This window comes from Vibrio sp. 2132-1 (assembly GCF_033344315.1).
The window spans coordinates 1-605 of record NZ_JAWPON010000550.1; the positions used below are offsets into that span (position 1 = coordinate 1).

Sequence of the window (605 nt, forward strand, 5' to 3'; positions counted from 1 at the left end):
CTTACGACTCACGTCACCACCGTAACATTTTGCGATTACGTTTTTACGTAGCTGCTTAACGGTAGAACGCGCAATGATGTGGTTACCAATAGCCGCTTGAATCGCGATATCGAACATCTGACGAGGGATAAATTCTTTCATCTTCTCAACCAGCTGACGACCACGAGTCTGAGACTGATCTTTGTGCGTGATAAGCGCAAGTGCATCCACTTTGTCGCCGTTCAATAGTACGTCGACGCGTACCATGTTTGACGCTTCAAAGCGTTGGAAGTTGTAATCCAAAGATGCGTAACCACGTGACGTAGACTTTAGACGGTCGAAGAAGTCGAGAACAACTTCCGCCATTGGGATGTCGTAAGTCACTGCAACTTGGTTACCGTGGTAAACCATATCCACCTGAATACCGCGTTTTTCAACACAAAGTGTAATGACGTTACCTAGGTAATCAGAAGGCACCAAAATGTTACAACGCGCAATCGGCTCACGAATCTCTTCGATGTCGTTAATTGCAGGTAGCTTCGCTGGGCTATCAACGTACAGTAGCTCACCATCCGTTTTCTCAACTTCGTAAACTACCGTTGGCGCTGTGGTAATCAGGTCGAGAT

General features: G+C 46.6%; 1 pseudogene. It reads right to left on the reverse strand.

What is annotated here, in order from left to right:
* A pseudogene (locus R8N47_RS26585) lies at positions 1-605 on the reverse strand (elongation factor 4); the annotation flags it as partial.